Raw genomic sequence first — 22,132 nt, forward strand, 5'->3', positions numbered from 1 at the left:
TTTTTTACGATTGGAATTATTAAAAAACAGGATATCATTGTATTTCATCCTTGAGAGTACGGCTTAGTAATGTGTGCGCCGCTTCAGTTATGTTTTTACCACAATAGAGAATTTGATAAATTTGTTCTACAATGGGCATTTCTACCCCAATACGTTGCGCCAACGTATGTACTTCCTTGGTATTTAAGTACCCTTCCACAACCTGACCAATTTGTTTTTCCGCTTCTTTTATATCTATTCCTTTACCAAGAAGTATTCCAAAACGACGATTACGCGACTGATTATCAGTACATGTCAAAACCAGATCACCTAAGCCTGTCATTCCCATAAATGTGGAAAGCTCAGCACCCATAGCCCCCCCTAAACGACTGATTTCAGCTAGTCCTCGTGTGATGAGAGCTATTCGTGCATTTGCCCCAAACCCCATACCGTCTGATATTCCTGCACCAATAGCAATAACATTTTTGACTGCTCCCCCTAATTGAACACCAATCATGTCTGAACTTTTATAAACTCTAAAACTTTTGTCACAATGAAAAAATTGCTGTAATTCTTTACCAAACTCAACATCAGAAGCTGCTATCGTCATTGCAGTAGGCCAACCAATAGCTAGTTCTTGAGCAAAAGTTGGTCCAGAAAAAACTGCTAAAGGAATTTTTTCACCTAAAATCTCACGAGCAACCTCTTGTAAGAAACGTCCGGTACCATGTTCTAAACCTTTTGTTGCCCAAATAACGCGTGAATGCTGATCTAAATAAGGCTGAATATTATACAAAACTTGATGAAATACATGGCTTGGAACAGCGATTAATATATTGTGACTTGCTGCTATTGCAGTTTCAAGCGAAGCTTCAAGTAATAAATTTTCAGGAAATTGAATATCGGGTAAATATACTTGATTACAACGTTGTTCCTGTAATTCTTTGATATGTTGAGGATTATATCCCCAAAGTAAAACATTATGACCATTACGGGCAAGAGCAATCGCTAATGCAGTACCAAAAGAACCAGCACCAATAATTGTCATTGCAGCGGTTTTCATTAAGTTTTCTGATTATTCTCTAAACTTTTGATTTCAAGTGCATATTATTATCACAAATAACTTTAATGCTATCTTTAATATAAATTCTGTAAATTATAAAAACGTTACCGCTTCGTAGCTCTTATCTCACACAGCATAAAAACTTGTTTCTCACATTCTCTTTCTTTGTAGTAAATTGCATAGACATCACTTTTTGTATATTCTACAAATAGCTATTTGTCTCAAAAATTAAAGCTTGACTCAATACTCCATGGACTTTCTCTTTTAAAATAAAAGTACATTCAAAATCATGATACTCATTCCACTGATATCTTGCACTTAACCCCTCTTTAATATCCTACGAATTTTTTGTAAGAGCTGATACACGCCGCATCAGCTCCACAGGTATTTCTAACAATTACTCCACAGGAGACTGCGTACTTAACCCCTGCTCCATAGGCATTTCTGAACTAGGAACTTGATCTACAGGAGTTTGCGTACTTAGCCCCTGCCCCATGGGCATTTCTGAACTAGGAACTTGATCTACAGGAGTTTGCGTACTTAGCCCCTGCCCCATGGGCATTTCTGAACTAGGAACTTGATCTACAGGAGTTTGCGTACTTAGCCCCTGCCCCATGGGCATTTCTGAACCAGGAACTTGATCTACAGGAGTTTGCGTACTTAGCCCCTGCTCCATGGGCATTTCTGAACCAGGAACTTGATCTACAGGAGTTTGCGTACTTAGCCCCTGCCCCATGGGCATTTCTGAACTAGGAACTTGATCTACAGGAGTTTGCGTACTTAACCCCTGCCCCATGGGCATTTCTGAGCCCTGTATCTTTTCTGGCTGTTTTCTTACGGATATATCTTTGTTTGATAACTGCTCAGATACTGAAGAATCATCTCTACTTGATATTTCCGGTTCAATAACACGTCCTGAGCCACCCATCATATTATAATTCAAATGAGAAATAGCCCACCAAGTTCCCCCAATAATAACAAAAACGCAAATAGCAGCAAACCACAACGCGCTTAAATTCCACTTGGCATCTGGACCAGAATTCAAGTGCAAAAAGAAAACAATTTGTACTATAATCTGAATAATCGCCATCCCAATAAGATACGCAACCTTTGTACTAACTGCCCAACTTTCCATCATTCCATACATCACAGGAACAAAAGAACCCAAAGTGAAAAATACAGCCAGAATAAAACCGACTAAATATGAACCAGTACTGGGACCATGTGTTTCATTTTGCATGCTCATCACAACGCTCCTAATAGATAAACCATGGTGAAAACACCAACCCATACAATATCAAGTAAATGCCAAAAAATGGAAAGGCATGCTAAACGTGTCTTATTGTTCTGATCCAAGCCATTACGACGAAGATGAAAAAACATCACAACCATCCAAAGAAGACCAACACTTACGTGAAGTCCATGGGTGCCAACCAAAGCAAAAAATGCTGACCAATAAGCAGAGAGAATCTCCCGACCAAAAAGCTGTAAACCTGTTGCAGAATCAATACCAGCATAAGCATTTGGATCGTAATAAAAGACCTCACCCAAAAGTTCATGAAATTCGTAAAGTTCCATACCAATGAAGCAACAGCCAAATACAAAGGTAATAGCCATCCATAAACGCACACCACTGATGTTATTTTTATGTGCTTGTACCATTGTAAAACCATAAGTGACGGATGAAAACAACAAGAAAGCAGTCTCAACCAAAACAAATTTTAAATCAATAAACTCATTGCCCGCCTTACCACCACCATAAGAAGCAGAAAAAACAGCAAAACTTGAAAAAAGTGTCGAAAACAGGATCAAATCTGAAAGAATATAGACCCAAAAACCAAACGTCATTACCGAACTATTATCGTGGTGATGTTCATCCACAGCACTCACATTATTTATTGTTACTGCACTCATACTGTCACTCCTTGTTCTTTAAGAACAGCTGTAAAGGCATCTTCAGTTTTTTGTACTTCTTCAGCCGGAATATAATAACCATGATGGTCACCTGTTAATGAATGACACACAAGCGTTGCAATAAAACCAATCAAGCCGACCGCAACAAGCCACCAAATATGCCAGACAAGCGCAAAACCAACAACTAACGAGAAGAATCCCGCAATAATTCCAGCCGATGTATTGGACGGCATATGAATTTTTGTAAATCCACTGGTAGGACGTTGATAACCACTTTTCTTCATATTCCAATAAGCGTCATCAGACTGTATTTTCGGAACTATTGCAAAATTGTAAGAAGGAGGCGGTGAAGAGATAGACCATTCAAGAGTCCGTGCATCACCCCAAGAATCATTTAATGTTACAGGTAAACGTCCCTTATGTTTGATACCGTACCAAATCGCCAAAACAACTTGCAGCACAAAACAAAGGATACCAAGCAAAATAATAAAAGCGCCCAATGCAGCAATCATAAACATCGGTTGCCAACTAGGTTCCATATAATGCTGGAGACGACGTGTCCCACCCATTAAACCAAGTGCATAGACTGGGAAAAAGGCAAGGTAAAAACCAATGAACCAACACCAGAAAGATGCAATACCCAATGCCCGATTTGGTTTATAACCAAAAACTTTTGGAAACCAAAATGCAATCCCCGCTAAGTACGCAAAAACGACACCCCCAATAATTGTATGATGGAAATGCGCTACCAAAAACAACGAATTATGAAACTGCCAATCAGCTGGCACAATAGATAACAAAACACCAGTTAATCCACCACCAACAAATGTAAAGATCATTCCCATGCACCAAAGCATTGGAGGCTCAAAGCGAATCCGCCCCTTATACATAGTTAGCAGCCAATTAAAGACTTTTACACCTGTTGGAACGGCAATAATCATTGTCGCAATACCAAAGAAAGTATTCACAGCTTCACCGCCACCCATTGTGAAGAAATGATGTCCCCAAACAAGAAGCGAAAGAATCAAAATAACCAACATGGCCCATATCATCGAAGTATAACCAAAGAGGCGTTTTGAAGAAAAAGTTGATACAACCTCAGAAACAATTCCAAAAGCAGGAACAACCAAAACATAAACCTCAGGATGACCAAAAACCCAAACATAGTTAATCCATACCATCGGATTTCCGCCACCAACATTGGAAAAGAAATTCATGCCCAAATAACGATCGCATGCCAAGAGTGCAAATGCTACAGTTAAGACAGGGTAAATAACTAAAATAAGGACATTGCTAACAAAAGCGCTCCAACAAAAAACAGGCATTCTCATCATCGTCATCCCAGGAGCACGCATCTTAATCAAAGTCGCAACAAAATTGACCGCCCCCATTGTTGTCGCTATACCAGAAAGTTGAAGTGACCATAAATAATAGTCTACCCCTGTATCTGGACTCGTTTGCAATTCTGTAAAAGGTGGATACATCAACCAGCCACCACGACCAAAATTCCCAACACCTAGGGATATGTTAATCAATATTGCCCCTGCAGCCGTAATCCAAAAACCTAGATTATTTGCAAAGGGAAAAGCAACATCACGCGCACCAATTTGAAGCGGTATAAGATAATTAAAAAGGCCAAATAAAATAGGCGTAGCCATGAAAAAAATCATGATAGTGCCATGCGCCGAAAAAATTTGATCAAAATGGTCAGGGGGCAAATAACCTGCACTTTCACTCCCAAGAGCTAAAGCTTGATGTGTTCGCATCATGAGTGCGTCCGCAAAACCGCGAACAAGCATAATAATTCCAAGAACTATGTACATAATGCCTATGCGTTTATGGTCAACAGTTGTAATCCAATTTCGCCATAGAATCCCCCACCACCCAAGTGCTGTTAGAGCAACAACAGCAATTAAACCAACCACAACAATCGCAATACACGTGTATAAAACGATCGGCTCATGTGCAAGTGCATGAAAAGCACCTGCCGTAGGATCTGTAAGTCTTCCAAACATTTCTCAACCCATTTCAAATGAAATTCAAGTTTAAAAGAAACCTTATGTTAAAAGGGCTCTTTCTTTACTGACCCTTTAAATAACATCAGGATCAAATACTGAACATAGTGCACCCCATAGAGTCTGAGCAGCAGCACGTTTCATTAAATCCTCATTACATACCGTATTTTCATCGACACATCGATTAACAACACGATAGTAAAGGCGCTTCTCAACAGGTGCAAAATAACGAACTTCAGCATCTTTTTTCTTCGCAGCAATATCACCCATACGAGGCGCAATAGAAAGTTGACGATAAGATGCACGATCAAGTACTCGACCATTAGCCCGAGCTTTTACAATCCAATCCTCAAAGTCCTGCAAAGACACAGAATGCCACTTAAACCGCATACTCGAAAAACCATCACCACTGTAATTTGCTGAGGTTCCTTTGAATACTCCTTGCTCTTCAGCGACCAAATGCAACTTAGCATTCATCTGCGGCATAGCGTAAAGAACTGTACCCAGTTTGGGGACCCAAAAAGCATTGACAGAATTCTCTGACGTCAATTGCAATAAAACCTGACGTCCTTCAGGCGCATAAATCTCATTAATCGATGCAACACCATATTCAGGATAAATAAAAAGCCATTTCCAATCAAGAGAAACGGCATCAATCTGTAATGGCTTTCCTTCACCTACAACTTCCACTGGGAGAGGATTTGTAGGTTCCAGCTTATAAGTATAATAAGCTGTTAATGAACCTAAAACCATTACAATTACAATTGGAATACCCCACATCAACGCTTCAATTTTATTTGAATGCGCCCAATCAGGAGAATAGTCCGCTTTCATATTCGATGCGCGATATTTTATAGCTAAAAACACCACACTCACCATAACTGGGATGACAACACAAAGCATCACCACCACACAAACAACTATCAAAATGAGCTGTTGACGTGCAACATAACCTGATGGCTGTATAACATCAATTTTACAACCAGATAAAAGCAGTGCTCCCCCTAAAATCACAAGCATTTCTAATTGTCGAACAAAGCTTTTCATCTCTATTTACCCCCGTCATATGCACCAAAAATTGTCATAAAATATATATACCTCATATTGTACAGATTTGAAAATAATTATCAAGTGAATTCAATGCCTATATTACTCTTATCAAACGCTTATTCTTTACCTATCACAATTTAATTGTTTTGCTTAATTGTTTTGCAATATATTCAAGTGCAAACCAATATCCATCACCTCCACACCCAGTTATGATAGCGTCTACACCTGCAGATGTATAAGAGTGGTGACGAAAAGCTTCACGCTGGTAAATATGAGATAAATGAACTTCTACTTTCGGCCCTGAAAACATTTTTAGGGCATCAAGAAGTGCAACAGATGTATGACTGTAAGCCGCTGGGTTAATGATCAATCCAGAACTTGCCTCTATTGCTTCTTGTATCCATGCTACCAACTGCCCTTCACAGTTACTTTGATAAAAATTTATTACGATATCATTTTTTTTTGCCCATTCTCTGCATCTTTTTTCAATATCTTCCAGAGTCTCAGTTCCATAAATTTCTGGCTCACGTTGACCTAGAAAATTTAAATTAGGACCATTTAAAATCGTTATCACCTCAGACATAGCATGCCTTTTCTTTTAGACCTATCACTTATTAAAAAAATATTTAGCATGTTTTTACGACAATAAAGCCCCATCCTTAATCTCAAAGAATTCTGCGCGTCCTTTTAAGTCATCAAATAAAAGACGATCTGTTCCTGTCATAAATGTTTGTACAGCTAAATCATCAAGAATATCAAATAAAGCAGCACGTCGATGCGAATCAAGATGAGCAGCCATTTCATCAAGAAGAAGAATAGGAGCTTTTTCCGACATCATACCTGTTAGACGTGCATGACACAAAACTAAACCTGTCAGCAGCGCTTTTTGTTCACCTGTTGAACACGATGCAGCTCCCATATTTTTATCAGCATAAAAAACCTGCAAATCTGCGCGATGTGGTCCTTCTAACGTCCGCCCAGCAGCACGGTCCATTGCGCGATTATGCCGCAATCGATCACAAAATTGCTCTTCAACTTCAATTGCTGATATTTCACTAAGAGCTGTTTCCAAAAAACCATCAATTTGCAAAAAAGCTCGTGGAAAAGGTATCTGTGATGGCATTTGTGTAAACATATCATTTAAAAGACGAATAACATCAACACGCGCCGCAGAAATAGCTGTCGCCAGTTCTGCCATCTGCTTTTCTAAAGCATCAAACCAAGCATAATCTTCATTTCCATCTAAAAACAAACGATTACGTGCGCGCATAGCTCTATCATAATCGGCTATGCGGCGCCTATGCAAGGGATCAATCGCCAAAACCATACGATCCAAAAAACTACGGCGCTCAAGCGAAGGACCTGTAAAAAGACCATCCATGGATGGTGTTAGGACACTAATATGACAATAATCTGTTAGGCAATCACCCGACTCATTTACACCATTAATATGGACTTTTCGACTGTTATCGCTAACCTCCAAAGCTGTACCAATCTTTACTTCACCATAAAGAGCGCATTCAAGACGCGCAAATACAACAAATCCTCCACCGTCACCATCTACAAAGCTAACGTCAGAATAAGCAGCACGCCGCAAACCACGACCAGGAGAAAGAAAAGATAACGCCTCCAAAAGATTCGTCTTACCAGCACCGTTATGGCCGGTAAAAACCACATGCTGACCAGAAAAATGAATATTGAAAAAAGGATAATTGCGATAACGTAAAAGCTTCAGCTGCCTCACTGCCACTTTGTGCACATGACTGGCCATGCATTGCAAAACAATTGCCCCTAAACGCGAATAGGCATCAGTACATAGAGCACATCCACATCATCATTATCACGAATCAGAGCTGGTGCTCCAGCCTCAGCCAACATAAAAACCATCTCGTCACTTGAAAGCTGCCCAGCAATATCCAAAAGATAACGTGAATTAAATCCTATCTCAAGCGGTTCAGATGCATAAGTTACTGATAATTGATCTTCTGCACTGCCCGAATCTGGGCTATTAACAACAAGCCTTAACTGTCCGTGCTCAATCGTTAATTTAACTGCACGCCCCCGATCACTTGAAATCGTTGAAACACGATCAACTGCAGAAGAAAAGTCCTGCCTATTAACTATTAATTCTTTATCATTTCCAAGAGGGATAACACGTTGATAATCCGGAAATGTTCCATCAATTAATTTTGATGTAAAAATCACAGAACCTACAGAAAAACGAATCTTTGTCTCTGAAAGCTCTATACATACATCGCTATCATTTTCTTCTGAAAGAAGTTTTTGCAATTCTCCTACAGCTTTACGGGGGACAATAACACCGGGCATTCCCTCAACTCCTGAAGGAGCTTCCATCTCAACTTGTGCCAAACGATGACCATCAGTTGCAACCAAACGCAATTTCAAAACACCGTCATTAATAACATGTAAATAAATACCATTAAGATAATAACGGGTTTCTTCAGTAGAAATAGCAAACTGCGTACAATCAAGTAAATGTTTTAAGCTTGATGCCGATAGAGAAAAACGATAACCAAACTGCCCAGGAAGCGACTCTGGAAAATCTGCCTTCGGAAGACATTGAAGCTGAAAATGTGCACAACCCGAAACAACGGACATTGTAGCTGCCTGATTCTCATCGACGGATAATACAACTTCATTGCTATCAGGAAGTTTTCGAATGATATCATAGAGCAAATGTGCTGGAACAGTTGTTGCTCCAGCTTGTTTAACATTAACTGCAAAAGATTCCGTAACCTCTAAATCAAGGTCTGTTGCTTTTAACTGCACAGAACCATTTTCTGCATCAATCAGCACATTCGATAAAATAGGAACAGTATTACGGCGCTCTACCACACGGTGAACCCGACCAAGAGACTTGAGAAATTGACTGCGATCAACTGTAATACGCATAAAAGCCCCGTATGATTTACTAAAAACTATAAGAATTCCTTAGCATTAAAAATAGATCCTCTTCAAAGAATCGCCTGCTAGACTTTATTAAACCTCTCTTAAAATGGCAAGCCACTCCTGCATAAGAAAAAATAAATCTTTTCATTAAATTCTTTAAAGTTTCTCCAAAGAAAGAAACAATAAACACTATACAGCCTGTTCTCCAATCAACCGCTTAAGCAATTCAAGTTCCTTAGCCAAGGTCTGATCACCACAAACCAAATCTTCAATTTTACGCACAGCGTGTAAAACTGTTGTATGATCACGCCCACCAAAACGACGCCCAATTTCTGGCAACGAGCGAGGAGTTAATACTTTTGCTAAATACATTGCAACTTGCCGTGGCTTCACAACCGTACGTGTTCGACGATTAGATAACAAGTCCTGTTTAGAAACATTATAATGACGTGCTACCGTACGCTGAATTTCTTCAATCCGAATGCGCTTAGGTTCACCAGGACGTGTCAAGTGACCTAATAACTCATCAATCCGCTCTAAAGATAAATCAGACTCAAAAGATTGACGAAACAAGAGCTGATTAAATGCACCTTCAATATCACGCCCCGACCCTAAAACCGTTTTCGCAATATATTCCAAGATATCATCAGAAATTGATACCATGCCATCATCTTGTTGTGCCACCTTCAACCGCTGGCGCAACATTTGCAAACGCATTTCATAATCTGGTGCTTCAATTTCAAGGGCTACCCCTCCCTGAAGACGAGAACGAACGCGAAGATCAAGCGATTCTAATTCTGCTGGCGGACGATCTGCAGCGACAACAACTTGTTTTGCACTATCAAGCAACATATTAAGCAAATGGCAAAACTCATGTTGTATCGACTTACCCTGCAAAAACTGCATATCATCAATAATCAAAAGGTCGATATCACGAAGCTGTTCTTTAAAAGAAAGAGCATCATTATCACGAATAGCTGTTGCAAAACGCCACATAAAATATTCAGCAGTTAAATAAATAACGCGCGCAGACGTTAAACGCTTCAATGCAGAAGCAGCAATTGCCTGAAGCAAATGTGTTTTTCCTAAACCAACAGATGCGTGAATAAAAAGAGGATTAAAACGCAAAGCACTTTTATGCCCCTCCGCAATTGAACGCGCAGCTGCTAAAGCAACACGATTAGAAGCCCCCTCAACAAAACTTTCAAAAGTATAGCGCGAATCAAGCGGAGATCCAAAAACTCCCGTTTGAGAACTCTTAACTGAATGCTCTGCACAACTTTCAACAAAAGATGAAGTCGCCTGCTCCTCTAGCACAACAGAAGGAACACTTCTTTTACAAACGACGTCTCTTGAAACGCGTTCCATACCACGAACAATAACTTCAACACGAAGAATTGCTGAATTCTCTTGTTTCCATAAATGAGTCAAAAGAGAACCATAGTGATTATTAATCCATGAACGTAAAAAAGCTGTAGGAACAGAAAGCTTTACAAGAGTATGGCTATATTCAGCAAGCTTCACACGTCCAAACCAACTGGTATAAGCCTCAACACCAACCTGCACCTTTAATTGCGCCATAACACGTATAAAAGCCGCCGCACTTTCCTCCTCTGAAACAATAGAATGCCCTATAGAAGCATTTCTACGAACATCCTCATCACTCTCCGTCATCCTATTCTTTATTATGTTCTCTGCTGACAGGATATTCACCGAAACCCTTTTAAAGGAACTAGCTTTAGAGTTCAATTTATCCACCATCTTCCATCCTGATAAAAATAAAATTTTGTCCTGCCAAACAGCTAAAATAAATCTAGCGAAGGCAAAACGCCCTACCCCAAATAAGATTACTCACCCTCCCCTAGGATAGCCTCATCACAACCCCACTAACAAAGATGACCAATAAGATTTACTTGCACTCATGATATGACCCACTCTTCTAAAATGGTAAACATATCTATTCAGAAAACTAAAAAATCGTCAGAAAACCTTTCCAGAACAAAAGCTTCGAAAAGCCTAAGTCAAAACATCTTGTACTCAACAAAATATAGAACAATGTGCTGGTGTGACCCCTTCATGCTTTTTAGTCTTCATAAGAACCATACAAAACAGCAGAGGTAAAATGCAAGAGGTCAAAATAAAATCAAAAAACCAGAAAAAAATGCTTGTATCAATGAGGAATGAAAAAAATATTGATTCAATTCATTTTTTTTCTCTAAATTTACCAACAATTAAAAAATCTCTTCAGATTAAAAAAAAAAAATAAAATGCTTGACAAAAAAGACTCTGTAAAAATCCACAAAGCTTGTGGATAACCATACTCCCCCCTATAAACTTTCTCTCCTTTTTCAAGAGGAGAATCATTATCGATTCTTATTTTCGATAGAAACTTTTTGAAATAATAAACAAAAAGCCAGCATCCTCATGGATACTGGCTTGATTCTCAATAAAGGAGAAAAAGCTTAAACGCTGAGAACCTTCAAACGTTTAGCTAAACGCGATACTTTCCTCGCAGCAGCATTTTTATGAAAAACCCCTTTAGAAACCGCACGCATAATTTCAGGCTCAAAATTCTTAAATGCAATCTCTGCAGATGCCTTATCGCCACCCGCTAAAGCATCATCAAACTTACGTATAAAGGTACGAACGCGCGAACGACGGGCCCTATTAACCTGTGTGCGTGCCGCAACCTTGCGCACCGCTTTTCGAGCAGAAGGTGTATTCGCCATAAATATAATCTCTCTTTCAACACCTTGGTAAAATGAGTCTAAAGAACAACTCTACCAATATAAATAAATTCAACCCAAGCAAAACTATAAAGCTGCCTATAACTGTGTGGCTTATAGCGCAATCCCAAAGCTAACGTCAATTAGATTTTCAAAGATAGTCATAAAAAAACGAAGCCAAACTCTTTGATCCGCAACTTTATAGCTTAATAATAGATATTCCTTAACAAACAAAAGAATTTAAACAGCTAACTTACGCAAGACATATTGCAAAATTCCCCCATGATGCAAATAATCTAGCTCATCTTCAGTATCGATACGGCATAATAACGGAGCGGTTTTTATCGTACCATCAGAAAAAGTAATTTTCGCTACTGTCTTTTGACGAGGTTTCAAGTTATGAATTCCTTCAATTGTCACCTTTTCATCTCCCTTTAAGCCTAAAGATTTCCAACTTACACCCTCCTCAAAGACAAAGGGAACAATGCCCATACCAACAAGATTAGAGCGATGAATCCTTTCAAAAGACTGTACAATCACTGCTTTTATACCAAGAAGATTGGTACCTTTGGCTGCCCAATCGCGCGATGATCCATTGCCATATTCAATACCAGCAAAAACAACAAGTGGAGTACCTTCTTGTTTATACGCCATTGCTGCATCGTAAATGGCTTGTTCTACCGCTGACGGATAATGAACCGTATAACCTCCTTCTCGACCATTTTCCCCCAACATGAAATTACGAATGCGAATATTGGCAAAGGTCCCACGCACCATAACTTCATGATTCCCACGACGCGTTCCATACTGATTAAAATCAGCCACTTTAACACCATGATCCATTAAATATTTTCCGGCAGGAGAAGCTGCTTTAATAGAACCAGCAGGAGAAATATGATCCGTCGTGATTTTATCACCAAATAAACCTAAAATCCGTGCATCTTTAATATCTGGTAAGATATCAGGTATTTTCTGCATATCATCGAAATAAGGTGGATTGCGTACATAAGTGGATTGCTCATCCCAAGAATAGGTAGAACCCGTAGGAATCTGAACTTTTTGCCAATTTTCATCTCCCTTAAAAACATCTGCATACTTTTCAGCAAAAACCTTACGCGTGACATTTTTTTCGATGAATTCCTGTATTTCTTGAGAGGTTGGCCAAATATCTCTCAAATAAATGGGTTGGCCATTTGAATCTTCACCAAGAGGTTCCTTGGTTAAATCTTTACACACCGTCCCGATGAGCGCATGTGCAACAACTAACGGTGGTGAAGCTAAATAATTCGCTTGCACATCAGGGGAAACACGCCCTTCAAAATTACGATTTCCCGAAAGAACTGCAGATGCAATTATACCATTGTCATTAATCGTTTTGGAAATAGCTGGATGCAAAGGACCAGAATTCCCAATACATGTTGTGCACCCAAATCCTACTAAGTTAAATCCTAATGCATCTAAATCTTTTTGCAGACCCGAGTTTTGCAGGTAAGCTTCAACGACTTGTGAACCTGGTGCAAGAGAAGTTTTTACCCATGGTTTGCTCTTGAGACCTTTTGCCACTGCATTTCTTGCCAAAAGACCCGCTGCAATAAGAACACTTGGATTCGATGTATTCGTACACGACGTAATCGCAGCGATCACCACATCACCGTGACCAAGCGTATATTCTTCACCCTCGACCCGATAACGCTTATTTTGTTCAGAAGTCTTCTTATAGTCTTCGACCAATGCCTTCTCAAAACCCTGCCCAACGTTTTCCAATGCAATACGTCCTTCAGGACGTTTAGGACCAGCCATAGAAGGAACAACAGTTCCCATATCCAATTCAATTGTATCACTAAAAATGGGATGAGCCACCATTTCGTCATGCCACATCCCTTGTGCTTTGGTGTAAGCTTCTACTAAGGCAATCCGATTTTCATCACGCCCTGTCATATTGAGATAACGCACTGTCTCCTTATCAATTGGGAAAAAACCACACGTTGCTCCATATTCAGGTGCCATATTTCCAATCGTTGCCCGATCAGCAAGCGTCATCTGCTCCAAACCAGGACCAAAAAACTCAACAAATTTACCGACAACACCCTTCCGGCGTAGCATTTGAGTCACAGTCAATACGAGATCGGTGGCTGTTACACCTTCTTTAAGTTTACCTGTTAGACGAAAACCAATCACTTCAGGTAACAACATAGAAACAGGTTGGCCTAACATTGCTGCTTCTGCTTCAATACCACCAACACCCCAACCTAAAACCCCTAAACCATTAACCATAGTCGTATGCGAATCAGTTCCCACACAGGTGTCAGGATAAATCGTCTCACAGCCCTCTTCATTCTTCATCCATACACATTGTGCTAAATATTCTAGGTTAACCTGATGACAAATCCCTGTTCCTGGAGGAACAACGCGAAAATTTTGAAAGGCTTGCTGCCCCCATTTAAGGAAACGATAGCGTTCACCATTGCGTTCATATTCATGCTCAACGTTTTCCTTAAAAGCCATGGAATTGCCAAAAGCATCAACAATAACTGAGTGATCAATGATGAGATCAACGGGAATGAGAGGATTGATTTTTTCAGCGTTACCGCCAAGTTTAACCATAGCATCACGCATTGCAGAAAGATCAACAACTGCTGGAACACCTGTAAAATCCTGCATAAGAACACGTGCAGGACGGTAAGCAATTTCTGCCCCAGCGCTCCCTTTGTCGTTTAACCACTTAGCAACATTGAGGATATCCTCTTTTTTAACTGTGCGACCATCTTCAAATCGCAATAAATTTTCGAGAATAACTTTCATCGAAAACGGTAACCGAGAAACACCTTCAAGACCATTCTTCTCCGCTTCGATCAAGCTATAATAAGTATATTCTTTGCCACCAACATTTAATACTCTGCGACAATTAAAGCTATCAATTTGAGTCATGACTGTCCACCCTCATACTATAACCACCCAATTTCCAGGAATGAACAACACAAACTACGAGTCAAGGTCGCAGCTTGAGCGCAGACGCAATCACCTCCGCCATCCATTTCCCCCTCCACCCTCTCGTAGGCAAATGCGGAAATCAGCGCCAGAAACCATTTTACACCAGATATTGATGTAAGGTATCTCTTATAGAACTATTTCTAGAACTATTCTAGGTACAATTGCACAAAAAATGTGTTTTTTATTCTATAATGCAATAAAGAATATGAAAATAAAAACAAAATAGGCAATCACATGGTGTTATCAGGCAAAGATTTAGCCGCTTACAGAAACGAGGAAATTCTGTTTAAAGGTCTTTCTTTTTGTTTATTTTCACAGCAACTGATGACAATCACCGGTCCTAATGGTATCGGAAAATCTACATTACTCCGAATCATTGTCGGTCTTCTTGAAGCTGCTGAAGGTCATATAATACTTAAAGACCATAATCAAATATACCCTGTTGCAACTGCGTGTCATTATCTTGGTCCTCAAAATGCTATGAAACCTCTCTTATCTGTCATTGACAATTTGCAATTTTGGGCAGATTTTTACGGTCAACATTTACGCTTTGTGCATGAGGTTCTTGCCGATATTGGTCTTTCTAACCTTGAACATTTACCCTTTAAAGCTCTGTCAACTGGACAACAAAGGCGCGTAGCTATTGCTCGCCTTTTGCTCTCCTATCGTCCTCTTTGGATTTTAGATGAACCAATATCTGGACTTGATAACCATGCTCAAAAACTCCTTGCTCGTATTTTCCAGCGTCATCTCAATCAAGGTGGTATGATTATCGCTGCAACTCATAATTCCCTAGGTATTCCAGAAAACCATAAAATCGCTCTGGAAAAATTTTTACCTCTCTAGGAGAGAATAAAATGAAAGCACTGTTCTGGCGTGACCTTAAACTATTATTAGCGCCACAAGCCTCTTCACTAACAGGACTATTATTTTTTATCGCTGTTGTTGTCATAACCCCCTTTGCCATTGGACCAGATCCCAAAATTCTTGCACAAATAGGGCCAGGTATATTGTGGTTTGGAGCCCTTCTTGCAGGACTCCTCAATCTAAACAAACTTTTCCAAATCGATCGCGATGATGGTAATCTCGACCAATTTATCCTTTCAGGAAAAAGACAAAGTTTTACACTAATTGTTTTTACCAAATGTCTTGCCCATTGGGTAGGAACAATGCTTCCTCTTATTTTTGCTACACCTATTTTAGCCCTCATGCTCCATTTAGATGTAACAATAACTTTTACAACAATACTTACCCTTTTATGCGGAACACCAGCCATTATTTTTATTGGCGCCATAGGCGCGGCACTGGCAACCTCATTGTTGCACAGTACTCTGCTTATTTTTATCATTATCTTGCCGTGGGTCATTCCAATTATGATTTTTGGTGTCTCGGCTGCTACAGCCCCAATAAATCCAAATATTTCTTTTCTCACGTCCTTGGCTCTTCTCAGCGCTTTTTCACTTCTTTTGAGTCTCTTTGGCTCTTTTGTTGCTGCGATAACGCTTAAACTTTTATCAGAATAATAAAAGATGATTGCCGCATAGCAAAACTCTGCCTATTATGAATTTCATGAATGAACTATCTCGTCCATATAAAATCAGGTCACTCCCTGCAAGTTTCATCCTTTTCATGAAAATAAGCAGTATCGTCTTACCTTGGTTGGCCGGCATAACATTGTGTTTCCTTATTTTAGGACTTATTCTGGTGATGTATTCCCCTGATGACTATCAACAAGGCATTACTGTTAAGATTATGTACCTTCATGTACCCTTTGCGTGGTTGTCTACATTCTGTTATGTAACGATGAGTGCAGCAGCATTAGGAAATCTGATTTGGAAATATCATCTTGCTGATGTGGCACTTAAATGTGGAGCGCCTATTGGAGCGATTTTTACCGCATTGGCTCTCATGACAGGAGCACTTTGGGGGCGACCTACATGGGGAACATGGTGGGTCTGGGATGCACGGTTAACATCAGTTTTAATTCTGCTTTTTATCTATCTTTCCATTATCCTGCTTGGACGTGCTTTTGACAACCAAGTAAAAGCCGCTCGCGCTACTGCAATTCTTACACTTGTTGGATTTGTTAATATTCCTGTTATTAAATTTTCCGTTAATTGGTGGAATACATTGCATCAACCAGCATCATTGTTACGTGCTGGAGGATCAACAATCGACAATGCTATGTTATGGCCCCTTATAACAATGCTATTTTGTTTTATCTTTATGTTTATTGCACTCTATTTGATGGCTATGCGAAATGAAATCAATAATCATTATATTCGAATACTTCAGATTAAAAAATCCCGTCGTGCACAACAACAGGACTCTTCATCATGCTCGACCTAAATGGCATCCAGGGCGGACTTTTAGGAAATCTATCTCAGAAAATTGATTTTTTCCTTAGCACCCTTAAACACGAGCAAATTGTTGTTTTAAGCTATGTGCTTTCTGCAATATCCCTCTTATGTCTTATTGGATATATTCTTTGCAAAGCGCTATACCAAAAAAAAATTCTCCAACAGCTAAACAAAAAAGAGTTGTCACAAAAAGAAAAGTATAATGAAAAACATCCCTCCAAAACTTAAAAAAAATATATCTTTGCCTGTTCTGCTTGTTTTTTTTGGACCATTTGTGCTTTTTCTTCTTCTCGTGGTGCTTTTTTTCAACTTTATGGATAAAAAAAACCTTCAAGATTCTTCTCTTCTCCCAAACGCATTAGCTGAAAAACCTGCTCCCAATATTCATCTTCCTCTTCTTGATAAAGAAAGTTATCTCAATTCAAAACAGTTTAAGGGACGTGTCACGTTGATCAATTTTTGGGGCTCTTGGTGTTTGCCCTGTCGCGAAGAGCATCCTATTCTTATGAAAATTGCACAAGATAGACGTTTTGATCTGATTGGTATTAATTATAAAGATAACAAAACAAACGCCCTGCGCTTTTTAAACAGTTTTGGTAATCCTTTTAAATTTATTGGCTTTGATGTTTCAGGATATACAGCTATTGATTGGGGAATATATGGACCCCCAGAAACCTTTCTCTTGAATAAAGAGAGCATCATCATTGCCAAACATGTTGGTCCCTTAACATGGCAAATTTATCAAAAAAAAATTCTACCAAAAATTAAACAAGCGATCATGACAGAAGAAAAATAAAATATCAAAATATTGATTTATAAATAGTAATTTACCATTTCTATCTATTAACTGAAAATACCGTATACTATGAGTGTTTTTTAAAATTTCTATATGTTGAATCAAAAAAACATTTAAGATAAAGACTAAAAATACCCCTTATGAATTGTCTAAACGTGAAAATAATTGGCAATATTTTAAGTTGAAAAATACAATAATGCAGGTTTGTAAAAACATAACGTTTTATCATGCTATGTATGCTACTTTATTTATACGGATCCTCATTCTTCTTAGGAAAATTTGACAAGAGCATTACCATTGTTGATTCAAAAACATGTGCAAAGAAATATCTGTAGAGCAAACCTCCCAAATATAACAAAAATTTAAGTAGTTTTCATTTTTTTAGCGATTAAATATCTGTTTTGGAACTTTATTTTTGATTATTTGGACAAAACAATATTGCTATAGAAACATCGTTAGATTAGTGAAAGCAACCAACTATTATTTTCAAAATCATATAGTGTTCTGTCTCCGCTTTTTTATCTGAAATGCACATTGTTATGAGGGGACTTCACCACTATTTTCATCTTTATAAAATAACAAATCCATTCCTTCGCAGCGTTATTGGTATATTTATTCCCATTACACTATCTGTTCGTAATAGACTCCATAAAGCCCATATTGAGTCTATACATTCTTATTCTTTCGATAATTTATCTTATGATTACAACTAATAAGCTTTTTTGACTTTTAATAAGATAAATTCGAGTAAGAAAATATGACTACAATCAAAAAATCTCATTTAACAGAGAAGATAAGTTATAAGTACATGATCAATCTATCAATGAATATTATAAAAGAATTCATTGTAAGAAATAAGCTTTTGAGATGAAAAAATAAACAAGAAGCTTTTTCGAGAGGAGAAAATATATTTTACAGAGAACTCTTTTTTAAGCACTCGGTGACGTGATTACTGATTTCAACAGAAAGATCACTCGTATACATTAAAAAACTCTAAGACAAGAAATATTCTAGAAGTTCATATGAGCTTATAGGTAAACTTTTATGACGCAAATAAAATAGGCTTTTGTTGCAATCATCATTTTTTTATGAAAAATATTTGATTATGTTTTTTCTTCTAAAATTCTTGTGGTGTAAAACAATACGTTTTTGAGCAAAATTCACATGTGACTGAAATATATTTATTTTTAACCATTTTATTGCGTTCATCAATCGAAAATCCTTCTAGGATTCCTTTAATTTTTTCGTGTGAACAAGAACATTGATCGACAAGAGAAAAAGGATTAAAAACTCTAACACCTTGTTCATGAAAAAGACGGAACAAGAGCTGTTTACTACCAACTTGGGGATCTGTTAATTCTGAACTTTCAATCGTTGCCATGAGTATTTTAGCTTCCTGCCATTGGTTATCCAATTGGCTATGGGTTTTCGTTTTTTCTCGCGTTTGATGAGGGGTATCTATTTTATGATGAGACAATTCTTGGGGTAAAAGTTGGATCAAAATACCTCCAGCTCGCCAGCTTTTCTGCGTTTTTCCTTGTTGGTCACGATTAATTAATATAGCAACAGCCAAACGGATATCGGTAGGAATTTGTTCTGATTGATCAAAATAAATACGAGAAGTTTCTTGTAAATTTGATCCATCTAATGCAACTATCCCTTGATAGGGCTGCATATGGGGACCTTGATCAATTGTGAAGGCTAAAGTGCCTTTCCCTAAAAGGGTTTCTGAAGAGATTTGATTATTGTCCATGGCTTGTTTAAGCTGTTCTTTATCAAAACGAGCATATCCACGTAAACTGGAAGGAGGCGAAAAATCGCATACCAACATATTAACCGGTCCATCTGAATGAGTTTGTAAAATAAATTTTCCCGTAAGCTTTAGAGAAGTTCCAAGCAAAACAGTTAAAAGTAAAGCTTCTGCTAGAAGATAGGAAACCGGTTCAGGGTATTGATGTCTGTTAAGAATAGAATTTAAAGTTTCTCCAAGTTGTACGGCACGTCCACGAATATCAAGTTCTTCGACTTGAAAGGGAACAACAGTATCATCTTCATGCAAGAAGTTGTTATTGAGAGAGGCTTCATCTTTAGCTTGTTTACTCATAGCTTTGCCTTTTTTATATAATTTGTTGTAGAGGAGCTATTGTGGAGAGAAAAACGCATCTTGTAAACACCAAGAAAGAATTGCCTTTTGAGCATGAAGACGATTTTCAGCCTCATCGAAAACAACGGAGTGCGGTCCATCAATAATAGAATCAACCACTTCTTCACCACGATGAGCAGGAAGACAATGCATAAAAAGAGCATCAGATTTTGCTAATTTCATGAGAGCTTCATTGACTTGATAAGGCTGAAAAATAGAATGACTGCGAGCACGAAACTCTTGTCCCATGGAGACCCATGTATCGGTCATAATACAATCAGCATCTTGAGCTGCTTTTTGGGGACTATGAGTTAGTGTAAGGTGCGCTCCTCGTTCACGTGCCCAATGTATAAATTTTTCTTGTGGTTCACTGCCCTTTGGAGTAGCAATACGCAAATGAAAATCAAAAAGAGCTGCGGCCTCAATTAAGGAATGGAGCACATTATTACCATCCCCCATCCACGCGAATATTTTGCCAGCAATTGGCCCCCGATGCTCTTCATAGGTTAATATATCTGCTAAAATTTGGCAAGGATGTGTATCATCTGTAAGGGCATTAATGACAGGAATTTGTGCATATTGTGCCAATTCGAGCATACGTTGATGTTTTGTTGTTCGTAATATCACGATATCCACAAAACGGGATAAAACACGAGCCGTGTCAGCTATAGTTTCACTATGACCAAGCTGCATCTCTGACCCCGTGAGCATGATTGTATCTCCCCCAAGCTGGCGCATACTGATATCGAATGAAATACGGGTTCGTGTGGATGGTTTTTCAAAAATCATCGCAAGTGTTTTACCTATAAAAGGTTTTGAACCTTTCCCTGCTTTAAAAGATGCTTTAAGGATTTTTGCATAATCGATCAGTGCGCGTGCTATTGCTGGCGTTAAAATGGATAAGTCCGTGAAATGACGAAGAGCATTTGTCATGTGTGTAATATTTGTCTTTCTTTGTTTACTTGCGAAAGATACGCTATTGCTTTTTCAATACGATGCAAACTTTCATCTATTTCTTCTTCCCTAATGATAAGAGGAGGCAATAAGCGCACAACATTGTTGTTGGCAGCAACACTTAAGAGATATTCATTTTCTAAAGCATTAACGACAAGATTAGAAGACACAACACACTGAATACCCACCATTAGGCCCATCCCCTGAACTGCGCAGATAATATCAGGATAGATATTGAGAATGTGCAAAAGTCCACTTCTTAGTTTATTTCCCATACGCTGAACGTGGTTGAGAAAATTTGGCTCTAACAAAATATCAAGAACACTATTTCCTACAGCCATTCCAAGAAGATTTCCTCCAAAGGTTGAACCATGGGTCCCAAGTGTCATGCTTTTTGCAACTTTATCCGTTGCAAGGCAAGCACCTAATGGAAATCCTCCTCCTAATCCTTTTGCGAGGGTAAGAATATCAGGTGAGACATCACTCCATTCATAAGCAAAAAGCTTCCCTGTTCGTCCTATACCCGTTTGGACTTCATCCAAAATCAATAACAGACCATTATCATCGCATATTTTGCGCAAAAATCTTAAATATTCATGAGAAACCGTTCGTATTCCTCCTTCTCCTTGAATAGGTTCAATAAGAATAGCGGCGGTATTTTTATTAATAGCGTTACGCAAAGCGATTTCATCACAAAAAGGTACTTGAATAAATCCACCAGCTTTAGGTCCAAAGCCTTCAAGATATTTTTCATGCCCAGTCGCAGCAAGTGCTGCAAGTGTACGTCCATGAAATGCCCCTTCAAAAGTAATTATTTCAATGCGTTCTGAATGACCAGCAGCATAGTAATAATGACGTGCCGTTTTGAATGCGCACTCCAATGCTTCAGTGCCTGAATTGCAGAAAAAAACCTTATCCGCAAAACTATTTGCACAAAGCCGCGTGGCAAGAGCTGCTTGTTCAGGGGATTGAAAAATATTAGAAACATGCCAAAGTTTTTCAGCTTGCATTTTGAGCGTATCAACCAATTTTGGATGTGAATACCCTAATGCATTAACAGCAATGCCAGATGTGAAATCAAGATAATGTTCTCCCTTATCGGAAATAAGCCATACACCATGCCCCTGTTCAAAATGCAAATCTCGTCGTGCGAAGCATTCATAAAGTGGTTGTATAGAGACGGCATCCATCATAATTTCCTTTATATTTTAACCTTTTCAATATATATACA

Annotated in this window: 19 protein-coding genes; 5 read left to right on the top strand and 14 right to left on the bottom strand. The window is 38.6% G+C overall.

Going from position 1 to position 22,132, the window contains the following annotated elements; translation table 11 throughout:
* Positions 1 to 34 precede the first annotated feature (34 nt).
* The 11 genes from gpsA to acnA form a co-directional block, all read right to left on the bottom strand.
* Positions 35 to 1,042 (bottom strand): NAD(P)H-dependent glycerol-3-phosphate dehydrogenase, encoded by a 1,008-nt coding sequence (gene gpsA, locus ACFIK8_RS00090; protein ID WP_375635441.1) that lies wholly within the window; start codon positions 1,040 to 1,042, stop codon positions 35 to 37.
* A 397-nt stretch (positions 1,043 to 1,439) separates the two neighbouring features.
* On the bottom strand, positions 1,440 to 2,288 hold the full coding sequence (cyoD, locus tag ACFIK8_RS00095) for a cytochrome o ubiquinol oxidase subunit IV (RefSeq protein ID WP_375661318.1): 849 nt from the start codon (positions 2,286 to 2,288) through the stop codon (positions 1,440 to 1,442).
* The gene (locus tag ACFIK8_RS00100; protein WP_375635439.1) at positions 2,288 to 2,956 is read right to left on the bottom strand and encodes a cytochrome (ubi)quinol oxidase subunit III; all 669 of its coding nucleotides are present in this window, start codon (positions 2,954 to 2,956) and stop codon (positions 2,288 to 2,290) included. The genes cyoD and ACFIK8_RS00100 overlap by 1 nt, the downstream gene beginning before the upstream one ends.
* The gene (gene cyoB, locus ACFIK8_RS00105) at positions 2,953 to 4,971 is read right to left on the bottom strand and encodes a cytochrome o ubiquinol oxidase subunit I (protein ID WP_375619283.1); all 2,019 of its coding nucleotides are present in this window, start codon (positions 4,969 to 4,971) and stop codon (positions 2,953 to 2,955) included. Before cyoB ends, ACFIK8_RS00100 begins: the two co-directional genes overlap by 4 nt.
* Before the next feature lie 75 nt (positions 4,972 to 5,046).
* A complete protein-coding gene (gene cyoA / locus ACFIK8_RS00110) occupies positions 5,047 to 6,018 on the bottom strand; it encodes a ubiquinol oxidase subunit II (RefSeq protein WP_273787465.1) in 972 nt (323 codons plus the stop codon).
* A gap of 133 nt (positions 6,019 to 6,151) precedes the next feature.
* Entirely contained in the window at positions 6,152 to 6,604 is a 453-nt protein-coding gene (gene aroQ, locus ACFIK8_RS00115; RefSeq protein WP_375635438.1) for a type II 3-dehydroquinate dehydratase, read from the bottom strand.
* Between the two features lie 54 nt (positions 6,605 to 6,658).
* Positions 6,659 to 7,792 carry a DNA replication/repair protein RecF gene (recF, locus tag ACFIK8_RS00120; RefSeq protein ID WP_375635437.1) on the bottom strand — a complete coding sequence of 378 codons (1,134 nt, stop codon included), beginning with the start codon at positions 7,790 to 7,792 and terminating at the stop codon, positions 6,659 to 6,661.
* A gap of 20 nt (positions 7,793 to 7,812) precedes the next feature.
* Positions 7,813 to 8,934: a DNA polymerase III subunit beta gene (gene dnaN, locus ACFIK8_RS00125; protein WP_375635436.1), complete on the bottom strand. Its 1,122-nt coding sequence runs from the start codon at positions 8,932 to 8,934 to the stop codon at positions 7,813 to 7,815.
* A gap of 186 nt (positions 8,935 to 9,120) precedes the next feature.
* Complete coding sequence (dnaA, locus tag ACFIK8_RS00130; protein WP_375635435.1) at positions 9,121 to 10,692, bottom strand: chromosomal replication initiator protein DnaA; 1,572 nt, start codon at positions 10,690 to 10,692, stop codon at positions 9,121 to 9,123.
* Between the two features lie 701 nt (positions 10,693 to 11,393).
* Positions 11,394 to 11,660, bottom strand: coding sequence for a 30S ribosomal protein S20 (gene rpsT / locus ACFIK8_RS00135; protein ID WP_375635434.1), 267 nt, complete (start codon positions 11,658 to 11,660; stop codon positions 11,394 to 11,396).
* 237 nt (positions 11,661 to 11,897) lie between these two features.
* A complete protein-coding gene (gene acnA / locus ACFIK8_RS00140; protein ID WP_375635433.1) occupies positions 11,898 to 14,585 on the bottom strand; it encodes an aconitate hydratase AcnA in 2,688 nt (895 codons plus the stop codon).
* A gap of 297 nt (positions 14,586 to 14,882) precedes the next feature.
* Between acnA and ccmA the strand changes: the two genes are divergently transcribed.
* From ccmA to ACFIK8_RS00165, 5 genes are read left to right on the top strand one after another with little or no spacing between them, the layout of a single operon-like run.
* Positions 14,883 to 15,494 (top strand): heme ABC exporter ATP-binding protein CcmA, encoded by a 612-nt coding sequence (ccmA, locus tag ACFIK8_RS00145; protein ID WP_375635432.1) that lies wholly within the window; start codon positions 14,883 to 14,885, stop codon positions 15,492 to 15,494.
* An 11-nt stretch (positions 15,495 to 15,505) separates the two neighbouring features.
* A complete protein-coding gene (gene ccmB / locus ACFIK8_RS00150; protein ID WP_375635431.1) occupies positions 15,506 to 16,171 on the top strand; it encodes a heme exporter protein CcmB in 666 nt (221 codons plus the stop codon).
* 46 nt (positions 16,172 to 16,217) lie between these two features.
* Positions 16,218 to 16,997 (top strand): heme ABC transporter permease, encoded by a 780-nt coding sequence (locus ACFIK8_RS00155; protein WP_375635430.1) that lies wholly within the window; start codon positions 16,218 to 16,220, stop codon positions 16,995 to 16,997.
* On the top strand, positions 16,985 to 17,236 hold the full coding sequence (locus ACFIK8_RS00160) for a hypothetical protein (protein WP_375635429.1): 252 nt from the start codon (positions 16,985 to 16,987) through the stop codon (positions 17,234 to 17,236). The genes ACFIK8_RS00155 and ACFIK8_RS00160 overlap by 13 nt, the downstream gene beginning before the upstream one ends.
* Positions 17,211 to 17,804 (top strand): DsbE family thiol:disulfide interchange protein, encoded by a 594-nt coding sequence (locus ACFIK8_RS00165; RefSeq protein ID WP_375635428.1) that lies wholly within the window; start codon positions 17,211 to 17,213, stop codon positions 17,802 to 17,804. The genes ACFIK8_RS00160 and ACFIK8_RS00165 overlap by 26 nt, the downstream gene beginning before the upstream one ends.
* A 1,117-nt stretch (positions 17,805 to 18,921) precedes the next feature.
* Here the strand turns inward: ACFIK8_RS00165 and ACFIK8_RS00170 are convergent.
* Genes ACFIK8_RS00170 through ACFIK8_RS00180 form a run of 3 tightly spaced genes read right to left on the bottom strand, consistent with a single transcriptional unit; the run spans position 18,922 to position 22,091 of the window.
* Positions 18,922 to 19,908 carry an Hsp33 family molecular chaperone gene (locus ACFIK8_RS00170; RefSeq protein WP_375635427.1) on the bottom strand — a complete coding sequence of 329 codons (987 nt, stop codon included), beginning with the start codon at positions 19,906 to 19,908 and terminating at the stop codon, positions 18,922 to 18,924.
* Between the two features lie 36 nt (positions 19,909 to 19,944).
* Positions 19,945 to 20,880 (bottom strand): ornithine carbamoyltransferase, encoded by a 936-nt coding sequence (gene argF / locus ACFIK8_RS00175; protein WP_375635426.1) that lies wholly within the window; start codon positions 20,878 to 20,880, stop codon positions 19,945 to 19,947.
* A complete protein-coding gene (locus tag ACFIK8_RS00180) occupies positions 20,877 to 22,091 on the bottom strand; it encodes an aspartate aminotransferase family protein (protein WP_012754528.1) in 1,215 nt (404 codons plus the stop codon). The genes argF and ACFIK8_RS00180 overlap by 4 nt, the downstream gene beginning before the upstream one ends.
* Positions 22,092 to 22,132: the final 41 nt, after the last annotated feature.

The organism is Bartonella sp. MR168JLCBS, assembly GCF_042194175.1.